Annotated in this window: 1 protein-coding gene; it reads right to left on the reverse strand. The window is 70.3% G+C overall.

What is annotated here, in order from left to right; all coding sequences use genetic code 11:
- The coding region (locus AC1DTN_RS38940; RefSeq protein ID WP_477925578.1) for a citrate/2-methylcitrate synthase at window positions 1–546 on the reverse strand (546 nt) is incomplete at both ends.

Below are 546 nucleotides of genomic sequence, written 5' to 3' on the forward strand. Positions count from 1 at the left end.
ACGGCGACGAGGGCCACCGCCAGGCCCGGGTGCGCCCCGGCTTCGACGCGGGCTTTCCGCAGCAGCGTGAGGAAGCGCCGCACGCCGGCGTCCAGGCCACCGAGTTGCTCCACCAGGCCCAGTATGTAGTTCGCCCTGGGGTCGCCATCGGGATACAGCGAGTGGTTGAACCCGAAGGTGCTGGCGCCGCGTGCTCTCACCAGCGCGAGGACTGACGCGGCACTGCGGTTCGATAGCGGAGCAAAGAGCTGCTGGTCGACGAGATCGGCCGCCGCAGCCGCCGACGACCCGGCATGGGCGCAGATGGCGGCAGCCACGCAATTGAAGAGGTCGCTGTGGGTCGACGCCACGACCCGCGACACGAAGGAGGCGGCGGCCAGTTCATGGTCGGCCAGCATGACGAGCGTCTGGTTGACAAGCAGCCGCGCCTCGTCGCTCGCATGGGCGCCCGCCGCGCGAAGCACCAGGCCGGCCATCGACTCGGCCGGCTTGCGCTCCACAAACTTGCGGGGCGAGGCCACCAGGCCCAGACAGCCTGCCAAGGTC

The sequence above is a fragment of the Rhizobium sp. 01T444 genome (assembly GCF_056398305.1).